14 protein-coding genes and 1 pseudogene are annotated in these 9,081 nt (G+C 67.4%); 10 read left to right on the forward strand and 5 right to left on the reverse strand.

The window, feature by feature from the left end; genetic code table 11:
- Nucleotides 1-4 precede the first annotated feature (4 nt).
- A complete protein-coding gene (locus AM590_RS08650) occupies nt 5-889 on the forward strand; it encodes a DUF58 domain-containing protein (RefSeq protein ID WP_058827116.1) in 885 nt (294 codons plus the stop codon).
- A 66-nt stretch (nt 890-955) separates the two neighbouring features.
- Nucleotides 956-2,194 carry an MFS transporter gene (locus AM590_RS08655; RefSeq protein ID WP_058827117.1) on the forward strand — a complete coding sequence of 413 codons (1,239 nt, stop codon included), beginning with the start codon at nt 956-958 and terminating at the stop codon, nt 2,192-2,194.
- A 42-nt stretch (nt 2,195-2,236) separates the two neighbouring features.
- Here AM590_RS08655 and AM590_RS20810 read toward each other — a convergent pair whose 3' ends face one another.
- The gene (locus tag AM590_RS20810) at nt 2,237-2,389 is read right to left on the reverse strand and encodes a hypothetical protein (protein WP_172795778.1); all 153 of its coding nucleotides are present in this window, start codon (nt 2,387-2,389) and stop codon (nt 2,237-2,239) included.
- 149 nt (nt 2,390-2,538) lie between these two features.
- Here AM590_RS20810 and AM590_RS08660 point away from each other — a divergent pair, with 149 nt between their 5' ends.
- Nucleotides 2,539-2,985: an ester cyclase gene (locus AM590_RS08660; RefSeq protein ID WP_058827132.1), complete on the forward strand. Its 447-nt coding sequence runs from the start codon at nt 2,539-2,541 to the stop codon at nt 2,983-2,985.
- A gap of 36 nt (nt 2,986-3,021) precedes the next feature.
- Here AM590_RS08660 and AM590_RS08665 read toward each other — a convergent pair whose 3' ends face one another.
- Nucleotides 3,022-3,219, reverse strand: coding sequence for a hypothetical protein (locus AM590_RS08665; RefSeq protein WP_004063678.1), 198 nt, complete (start codon nt 3,217-3,219; stop codon nt 3,022-3,024).
- A gap of 197 nt (nt 3,220-3,416) precedes the next feature.
- Between AM590_RS08665 and AM590_RS08670 the strand changes: the two genes are divergently transcribed.
- Together AM590_RS08670 and AM590_RS08675 are read left to right on the forward strand one after the other, a co-directional pair.
- Nucleotides 3,417-3,842 carry an EamA family transporter gene (locus AM590_RS08670; protein ID WP_058827118.1) on the forward strand — a complete coding sequence of 142 codons (426 nt, stop codon included), beginning with the start codon at nt 3,417-3,419 and terminating at the stop codon, nt 3,840-3,842.
- An 82-nt stretch (nt 3,843-3,924) separates the two neighbouring features.
- Entirely contained in the window at nt 3,925-4,488 is a 564-nt protein-coding gene (locus tag AM590_RS08675; RefSeq protein ID WP_058827133.1) for a thioredoxin family protein, read from the forward strand.
- A 41-nt stretch (nt 4,489-4,529) separates the two neighbouring features.
- On the opposite strand, the gene AM590_RS08680 is transcribed toward AM590_RS08675, so the two are convergent.
- Nucleotides 4,530-4,958, reverse strand: coding sequence for an RNA-binding protein (locus AM590_RS08680; protein ID WP_004977322.1), 429 nt, complete (start codon nt 4,956-4,958; stop codon nt 4,530-4,532).
- Between the two features lie 36 nt (nt 4,959-4,994).
- On the reverse strand, nt 4,995-5,198 hold the full coding sequence (locus tag AM590_RS08685) for a hypothetical protein (RefSeq protein WP_058827119.1): 204 nt from the start codon (nt 5,196-5,198) through the stop codon (nt 4,995-4,997).
- A gap of 161 nt (nt 5,199-5,359) precedes the next feature.
- Between AM590_RS08685 and AM590_RS08690 the strand changes: the two genes are divergently transcribed.
- Nucleotides 5,360-5,935: an NUDIX hydrolase gene (locus AM590_RS08690; protein ID WP_058827120.1), complete on the forward strand. Its 576-nt coding sequence runs from the start codon at nt 5,360-5,362 to the stop codon at nt 5,933-5,935.
- Between the two features lie 13 nt (nt 5,936-5,948).
- Here the strand turns inward: AM590_RS08690 and AM590_RS08695 are convergent, their stop codons facing one another.
- Nucleotides 5,949-6,317 (reverse strand): 2Fe-2S iron-sulfur cluster-binding protein, encoded by a 369-nt coding sequence (locus AM590_RS08695; RefSeq protein ID WP_058827121.1) that lies wholly within the window; start codon nt 6,315-6,317, stop codon nt 5,949-5,951.
- Nucleotides 6,318-6,509: 192 nt separating this feature from the next.
- Between AM590_RS08695 and AM590_RS08700 the strand changes: the two genes are divergently transcribed.
- From AM590_RS08700 to AM590_RS20450, 4 genes and pseudogenes are all read left to right on the forward strand, one after another.
- Nucleotides 6,510-7,193, forward strand: a complete 684-nt coding sequence (locus AM590_RS08700) for a DsbA family protein (protein ID WP_058827122.1) — start codon at nt 6,510-6,512, stop codon at nt 7,191-7,193.
- Between the two features lie 133 nt (nt 7,194-7,326).
- Nucleotides 7,327-7,905 carry a TlpA disulfide reductase family protein gene (locus AM590_RS08705; protein ID WP_058827123.1) on the forward strand — a complete coding sequence of 193 codons (579 nt, stop codon included), beginning with the start codon at nt 7,327-7,329 and terminating at the stop codon, nt 7,903-7,905.
- Nucleotides 7,905-8,597, forward strand: coding sequence for a cytochrome c biogenesis CcdA family protein (locus AM590_RS08710; protein ID WP_058827124.1), 693 nt, complete (start codon nt 7,905-7,907; stop codon nt 8,595-8,597). Before AM590_RS08705 ends, AM590_RS08710 begins: the two co-directional genes overlap by 1 nt.
- Nucleotides 8,598-8,894: 297 nt before the next feature.
- A pseudogene (locus tag AM590_RS20450) lies at nt 8,895-8,993 on the forward strand (IS5/IS1182 family transposase); the annotation flags it as partial.
- Nucleotides 8,994-9,081 lie beyond the last annotated feature (88 nt).

The raw sequence follows: 9,081 nt of genomic DNA on the forward strand, positions 1-9,081 counted from the left end.
ACCGATGATAGACCCCGGTTTTCTCGACGAACTCGACCGCTTCGACACCTCGCTGAAGCGCGTCTCGAACGCCCGACGACAGGGCGACCAGGAGTCGCCGGACGTGGGCGAGGGGCTCACCTTCAGCGACCACCGGCGGTACGCCGCCGGCGACGACCCGCGGCTCATCGACTGGAAGGTGTACGCCCGGACCGAAGAGCTGTTCATCAAGCGGTTCGAGGCCGAACGGAACCTGACGGTCCACGTCCTCCTCGACACCTCGGCTTCGATGGACTTCGGCGAGGGCGACACGAACAAGTTCGAGTACGGCGCGAAACTCGGCCTCGGCTTCTGCCACCTCACGGCCGAGGAGAACAACGACTTCCGCTTTTCGCTCCTCGGCGACCTGCCCGACCGCATCGACACCGACGCGTCGAGCCGCGGCGAGGTGCTTCGGCTCGTCGAGCGCCTCAACGAGACGACGCCCGGCGGCGACGGCGACATCACGGCCGCGCTCTCGACCTACGCCGAGACCATCCGCTCGCGGTCGCTCGTGGTGGTCGTGAGCGACCTGCTTTTCGACCCCGACGACGTCGCTTCCGGCCTCGCCGCACTCGCGCGAAACGACGTGCTCGTCGCGCAGGTGCTCACACCCGAGGAACTCGGCCCGGAGGCGACGGGCGACGCCATCTTCGAGGACCCCGAGTCCGAGGCGACGCGCCGGACCTACTTCGGCGGGTCGGCGGCGCGGCAGTACACCGACCGGCTCCAATCGCATCTCGCGGCGGTGGACGAGCGGTGTCAGGCGCTCGGCATCGAGCGCGAACTCGTCGACACCGGTGCGGACTTCTTCGACACGTTCGCCGACCTCTGGCTCGGCGCGCGGCTCGGCGGGGAACGTCGCGGGTAATCCGACTCCGGGCCCAACATCGCCGCGGACCGCGGGCTTTTCACGAATCACCCCCCATTGGCCGGTGTGACGGAGACACAGGAGCGCCGCGTGGTCGGCCTCGTCGCGGGCTCGCACGTCGTCAACCACGCCTACCTCGTCGCGCTCGCGCCCGTCATCGGCCTCGTCGCCGACGACTTCGGCGTGAGTATCGCCGCCGTTGGCCTCGCCATCGGCGTCCAAGGCGGGGTCGTGACGCTCCTGCAACTCCCCTTCGGCTACCTCTCGGACGCGCGGAGTCGGACGCTCGTCCTCGCGATCTCGCTCGTCGGCGGCGCGGTGGGAATCATCGCGACCGCGCTCGCGCCCTCCTACGCGTGGCTCCTCGCCTCACAGGCGCTCCTCGGCGTCGGCATTGCGGGCCATCACCCCGCGCACTACCCGCTGTTAGCGACCGCCTCCTCGGAGACGAACCGCGGGCGGGCGTACTCGCTGCACGCCCTCGGCGGGTCGCTCGGCTTCGCCGTCTCGTACGCCATCGCCGCCGGCGTCGGCGCGCTCGGGTTCGGCTGGCGCTGGACCGTCGCGGCCATCGCCGTCTTCGGCGCGGCGTTCGCGCTCGTCGCGCTCCCGGTCGCCCGCGGCTTCCCCGAGCGAATCAAGAAGCCGGCGGCGGAGGACCGCCCGTCGTCTCGCCCCACGCTCGCGGGCGTTCGGCGGGGCGCGTCGGCACTCCTCTCGTCGGCGGGGCTGATGGGCCTCGCGCTCCTCTCGTTTCTCACCTCGGCGGCCGCGTGGTGCATCCGCACGTACTCGCCGCAACTGCTCACCGCCGGCTACGACATCGCGCCGGGAACGGCGAACCTCCTCGTCTCGGGGATGCTCGTCGTCGGCGCGGGGACGATTCTCGTCGGCGGCGCGCTCACCGACCGCGTCGGCCCCGGTACCGTCGCCCTCGGCGGCTACGCCGCGCTCGCCGGACTGGCGGCGCTCCTGGCGAGCGGGTCGCTCCCGCTCGCGCTCGTCGTGTTGATTCTCCCCTTCAGCGGGACTATCAGCGTCTCTCGGCCGGCGCGGTCGACCCTCGCGGACCGCCTCTCGGAGCGCGCCGACCTCGGCAAGAACTTCGCCGTCGTCACCATCGGCATCTCGCTCGGCGGGGCCGTCGCGCCCCCGGCGTTCGGTGCGCTCATCGACCTCGCCGGCGTGCACGTCACCTTCGGCGTCGTGGCGGTCCTCGGCCTGCTCTCGTTCGGGTTGACCCGGTGGCTCCTCGGCCGGGTCGACGGGTCGGCGCGGCGGCCGCAGGCCGCCCCGAGCGACTGACGACGGCGCGTTCACACTCCCGGTCGCCCCGATGCTTCGCGCTCAGAACTCGTCTCCTCGACCCACGAGCACCCCGAGCGCGATGCCGACGACCGCGCCGAACCCGGCACCGAACGGCCCCAGAAACGCGAACCCCGCGCCGCCGAAGACGAGCGCCGGAACGAACACCGAAATCGGTGAGACTGCAGCGGACATGCCCCACGATTCCGCCCCTATAAAGTTAAATATATTGACACTTGTCGGTCACGGAAGCCCGAATCCTGATTCCCTTCTTCGGACACGTTCATGATGACAACAATTCATAACTAAGCGGGCGTCGCGCATCTCTCCGAACGGTGGTGGAAATGGCAGCAACATCCGAGAAAGAACAACAGCACCGAGACTCGTTCATGCGCGTGGCGGACGAACTGTGGAACAAACGCGAGTACGAGGTCATCAGAGAGGAGTACGACCCGCTGGTCGAGGTCCACGCCTTCTCTGACCCCGACGGCATCATCGGGACCGATGCGGTCGAGGAGTGGGCGCGGCGGTACCACGACGCCTTCTCCGACTTCCACGTGGAACTGTTCGACGTGTCGGCGCGAGACGACAGCGTGTACGCCCGGTATCGCCTGACCGGCACTCACGACGGAACGCTCCGAAGCGCTCGCGGCGACATCCCCGCGACCCACCGCAAGATGGACACGTGGGGTATCGTGCAGGCGCGCTACGAGGGCGGGCTGTGCGTCGAAGAGTGGAACAGCACCGACATCATGACCATGCTGTCGCAACTCGGCGTCGCTCCCGAGTGAACCGACCGAGTTGCGGAAAACAACCGTTTTTGGTCGCTATCCGGACCACTCGCCGCGAACGTCGTCGGCGACCGCGTCGCGCCACATCCCGAACCCCTGTTGACAGATGGGGCTCTCTTCGAGGTGGTCCATGAATCCCTCTCCTTCGCTCTCCAGTTCGTCGAGACAGAACGGACACCGAGTCGGGTCGTCCCACGTGTGCGCGATGACTGAGGGTTGTACTTCCTGAGACATACACACCATTATGCGATAATACTTGATAAAAATTCGCACCTGGGGCACATATGGTATATATCGTCTACTCGAACTCGTTTTTTATACTTGATTCTAAACTGAGTTCCCCGGCTCCGTCCTCGTGTTCCCGCCGCTTGCTCACGCGGTTTCGACCCCGAATCGTAACCCTATACACGACTCGGGGCCGCATTCTATCCGTGAACTACATCTCGTGGGCGGTCGTCGCGCTCGGGGCCTACTCCCTCGTCGCGCCGCTGATGAAAGTGGCGACGACGGGACAGGGGAAGATTCCGAGCGACGTGGCCGCGCTGGTCGCCAACACCGTGCTGGTCGTGGGAACCGTCGGGGTCATCGTCGTCTCCGGGCAGAGCGTCACGGACTCGGTCGTGAGTTCGAAACTCCCCTACGTCCTCGCCGCCGGCGCCTGTCTCGCGGTCGGCATCCTCTCGTACTACCGGGCGCTCGCGCTCGGCCCCGTCTCCATCGTCGCCCCCATCTTCGGGATGTTCCTCGCGATTTCGTCGGTCGTCGGCATCGTCGCGCTCGGCGAGCCGCTGACGGTTCGCAAGGTGGCCGGTATCGCCTTCGCCGTCCTCGCAATCGCCCTCGTCTCCATCGACTGAGCAGTCATCTCGGAGCCGCCGAAGGCGACGCGGAACTGCCGCGGGCCAACCGCTTTTCATGCTCGCGGGCCAACGCGCCGACATGGTACTCCTGGAATCCGACTCCGAACTCGAACGCGGCGACGCCGCCCCCGACTTCGAACTCCCCGGCACCGACGGCGAGACGTACTCCCTCTCGTCGTTCGCCGACTACGACGCGCTCCTCCTCGTCTTCACCTGCAACCACTGTCCGTACGCGAAGGCGAAGTTCGAGGAACTGAACCACCTCGCGAGCGCCTACGACGACCTCGCGGTCGTCGGCATCAACCCCAACGACGCCGAGGACCGCCCCGAAGACTCCTTCGAGAAGATGCAGGAACTCGTCGAGGACGGCACGATTGGGTACACCGCCTACCTCCGCGACGAGTCGCAGGCGGTCGCCGCCGAGTACGGCGCGGTCTGTACGCCCGACCCGTTCCTCTTCGAGAACACCGGCGACGGCTTCGAACTCGCGTTCCACTCCCGCATCGACGACGCGATGAGCCCCGACGACGAGGTTTCCGACTACGAGATGCGCACGGCCGTAGAGGCACTCCTCGCCGGCGACGACATCCCCGTCGAGGAGTCCCCCTCGCAGGGCTGTTCCATCAAGTGGAAAGACCAGTAAAATAGCGCACTCGGAACCGCTTGAACGACTGGCTTGCGGCCCTACTCGTCGCCGAGGAGGGCTTCGCGGGCGTTCTCCACCGCGGCTTCTTTCTTCGCCGGGTAGGCCTCGACTTTCGCGCGGAGGGTGAGCCCCCCGCCGCGGCGGGCCTCGCCCTTGAATGCGGCCTGTTTGTCCAGCCGCAGGAAGAACTCCGTGTTGTCCGTGACGCGCTGGTCGAGTTCGTCCAGCAGCGTCTCGAAGTCGGGGAGGTCGCGAATCTTGGCGAGGACGTGCCGCACGTCGTTGGCGCGCTCGACGCGCGCGGAGAAGACGATGATGCGGTCGCCGTGGTGGCCGGTGCTCTCGACGCGGTCGACGTCGAACTCGTCGGGGAGGAACGTCCGAAGCGCCTCCTCGACCCGTTTTTCGTCTTCCGTCTCGTAGCAGAACGTCCGGAGGTCGATGTAGTGGAACGGAACGCGTGGCATAGTGGGTCAGGGAGGCGTCGGTCGGTCGTCAGTCGATTACTCTTCGTCGGCTTCGTCGTCGCCGTCGGCCGCTTCGAGCTGGTCCTGCGCGATGCCGACCTCCTGGCCCTCGTCGAAGCTGATGGTGTAGGTCGGCTCGCCGAACATGCTCTCGATGACCTGCGTGACCGTGCCGGTCTCGCCGTCGAACTCGCTGTGCTTGTCGTGCAGAACGACCTTGTCGTCTTTCTCGAAGCTCATACGCACAGGTTCCGCGTCACCGGATAAAAGGGCGATGATTGGCCGCGAAGTCGCCGGCTCCACCTCGCGACGGCGCGTGTCGAAGCCGATTTGTGGAGTCGCGCCGAACCGTGAGCTATGCCGAGTCGCCCGCTCGCACATCGACCGCCGGACGCGCGCCGATGACGGTCGACGACCTGTGGTTCCTCGCCGACGAGGCGCGACAGCGCGCCGAGCAGGCCTACCACCGCCTGCGCCGGAGCCACGCCGACGCCGACTACCTCGAACCGGTCCACACCCGCCGCGTCTCCCGCCCGCGGTTTCGGACGCTCGCCTCCAGAGTGAAGTCCACGGGGACGCCCTACGGCGTCCACACCGTCGTCCGCCGCCGCGACGACGAGATACTGCTCGTCCGCCACGAGGGCGTCGACCTCTGGGTCCTCCCCGGCGGCGGCGTCGACGGCGACGAGGGGTTCACCGAGGCCGCCCGCCGCGAACTCGCCGAGGAGGCCGGCATCACCGCCGACTACGGCGGCCTCGCGATGGCCACCCGCGTCGACATCCGGTGCGACGGCCACCAGACGTGGGGCGTGATGCCCGTCTACCGCGCCCGCGCCGACGAGGCCGCGGAACTCAGCGTGAACGACCCCGACGAAGAAATCTCGGCCGCGCGGTGGTTCCGCGTCTCGGAGCTCCCGGCGGACACCCGCGACCGCGACGACCTGCTGTCGTGGTACGACCACGTCGCCGGCGACTGACCGGGACGCCGGTTCAGCCGGTCGGTTCTTGCGTGTCTTGTGCGTCTGCTGTTTCGCTCTCTTCGGCTTCGACGTGTTGGCCCCAGAACCCGGGGTACTTCTCCACCCAGAGGTCGCCGAGGACGACCGTTTGGCACGCCAGTCGGAGCCCCGAGTCGGGGTCGTGCGGCGGGAACCGGAGTCGGCGGCGCTCCTTTTTGGTCCGGTAGGTCACGGGGCCGCGAATCCGGACGGCGCAGGTACCGCACGAGCCGCCGCCGCGGCAGTTGAACCACGATGAGTGACCGTTGTGCGGCGGTTCGCCGGCCGCTCGAAGCACGTCGCGGAGCACGTCCCCGCGGTCGCACTCGATTTCCCGGCCGCGAAAGTGGACGGTTGGCACGTGTCGGGTGACGCCACGCGAGGGTTAAGCGGTGTCGTTCGAGCGGCGACAGGAAAGGGGCGGCAAGGGGTCGGCAACCATCGACCGCCGCGTCGCCGCTTCCCGAATCGAACCACGAAAAGCGGCAAGAGCCTCCGAAATCCCGCAATTCGCCTCGGAGAATCTAAGTTCGTCCGTCCCCGACCCCGGACCATGCGAAACACACGACGCGCGTACCTCGCCGCCACGGCGGGTGCGCTGACGCTGGGCACCGCCGGCTGTCTCGGCGGCGGAAGCGGCGGTTCCGGCGACGACGCTATCGCCGCTATCGGTTGCGAGGTTCCCGAGCGCGACACGGTCAGCTCCCTCCCCACACCCGTCATCGGGTCCGAGGACGCGAGCGTCGTCGTCGACGTCTGGGAGGACTTCGCCTGTCCCCACTGCGCGACCTTCGCGGTCGAGGTCGCTCCGCAACTCCGGTCCGAGTACGTCTCGGAGGGAGTCGTCCGCTACCGCCACCACGACTTCCCGATTCCGGTCGACGACTGGTGGTCGTGGAAGGGCGCTTCGGCGGCCCGCGCCGCTCAGGACGAGGCCGACGACGAGACGTTCTTCGACTTCGCCCACACGCTCTACGAGAACCAGTCGGAGTTCAGCGGCGGCGACGCCGAGGGCTCGCTGTCGACGCTCCAGTCGCTCGCGAACGACGCCGACCTCGACGGCTGTTCTGTCGCCGCGGCCGCTTCGCGGGAGCGCTACCGCCCGCTCATCGAGGCCGAACGAACCGATGCCGTCGACGAGCGCGGCTTCCAGAGCACGCCGACCGTCCTCGTCGACGGCGAGCAGGTCGCCCCGCGGTGGTCCGACCTCCGGAGCGCCGTCGAGAACGCCCGGTAATCGGATTCGACGCGCACACCATCTCTCGCGCAGGATTCGCGCACGACACCAGCGATGATTTACGGCGAGATTCACTAATCACGAACATGCACACGACGCGACCGCGCTCCCGACTCCGACGAGGTGACGCCCGGTGAGACGACGCGCCCTCCTCTCTGTTCTCGCGGGCGCGGGCGTCGCCGGTCTCGCTGGCTGTCTCGGCGACGGTGCGGCCCCCGAGGGGTCAGCCGAGACGTCCGCGGACGACAGCGCCGGAACGACTTCGGCGACCGCGTCGCCCGACTCCGGCGACCTCCCGCTCGTCGTCGACACCGTCGACGCGCAGGGGTCGTCGGCCGGCGAGGTTCGAATCCCCGCGGCGGGGACGCCGACCGTCCTCGACCTCTTCGCGACGTGGTGTGCGCCCTGCGTCGCCCAGATGGAGTCGCTTCGGACGCTCCACGAGGAGTTCGGCGACGACGTGGCGTTCGTCTCGGTGACGAACGAGCGCCTCGGCGGCGGCCTCACGATGGACGACATCCGCGATTGGTGGGCCGAACACGACGGGAACTGGACGGTCGGCCACGACCCCGACAGCAACCTGATGCGCGCGGTCCGCGCGAACGGACTCCCGTACCTCGTCGTCTTCGACGCCGACGGGTCGATAACGTGGACTCACCGCGGCCTCGCCAGCGAGGAGAACCTCCGCGCCGCCGTCGAGGACGTCGCCTGATGCCCGGGTTCGGTCTCGGTCCCGTGCTGGGACTCGACCCCGGGTTCGCCGGCACGCTCGCGTTCGCCGTCAGCGCGGGCGTCGCCACCTTCTTCGCGCCCTGCGCCTACCCGCTTCTCCCGGGCTACGTCGGCTACTACCTCTCCCGCGAGGAGGCCGACCTCGGCGGCGCGGTCGTCCGCGGCTCGGTCGCATCGCTCGCCGCCCTGCTCGTCCTCGGCGCTATCGGGAGCGCGCTCGCGGTCGTCGGCGGCCGCATCGCCTCGCACCTCGCGCTTCTCGAACCCCTCGTCGGCGCGGCGCTCGTCGGCTTCGGCGTCCTCATGTTCACCGGGCGCGCGCCGAGCCTCCACGTCGTCCTCCCGGAGTATCGGTCGTCCGTGACCGGCTTCGGCGTCTTCGGCGCGGTGTACGGCCTCGCCGCGGCCGGCTGCGTCGTCCCGATTTTCCTCGGCGTCGTCACGCAGTCGCTCGCGCTCCCGACCGTGCAGGCGGTCGTCTCGCTGGGGGCCTACGCCGCCGCCGCGGCGCTCCCGCTTGCGGTCGTGACTGTCGCGGCCGCGCTCGGTGGCGACCGAATCCGGTCGCTATCGGGCTACGTCGGGTCGGTCCAGAAAGTCGCCGCGGTCGTGATGGTGCTCGCCGGCCTCTGGCAGATCTGGCTGGCGCTGTCGTTCTTGGGACACGTCTGAAAGTTAAGCAGACTATTTGTCAATAATCGACTTTTCAGCATCCAGTATATCTTCGTATAGTCTGACAGCGTCTTCGACTATTCCGTCTCTCTCGGCTGGCGTTTTCTGAGATTGATGATACAATTCAATGTCGTGTGCGTAGTTGTTTCTTGACTCCTTAATAGAATTGACAATCCTATACTCATTTTCCCCTACTAGACCGAAGTAACGACATTGATTGGCTCTGGTGAATCGCTGGACAGCGTTGGCTTCGACCGTTAGAACTAGGGAGTTGAAGCGGGAAACCGTCGATGATTCATGTCTAAGATCTCCCGCTTCACGAGCAACGTCGTTCAGTTAGCTAAAAATGCTGTTGGTGAGCGAGGCGAAGTCGCCGCCCCCGAAGGGGGTGGCGGCATCCGTCTTTAGCTAAGCGAAGAACCGCATGACTGCGGCGGCTTATCGGTGTTACTTTTCGGAAGGAATGAGGAGGCAACGAGTGTGT

The sequence above is a fragment of the Haloferax sp. Q22 genome, from assembly GCF_001482285.1.
GTDB lineage: Archaea > Halobacteriota > Halobacteria > Halobacteriales > Haloferacaceae > Haloferax.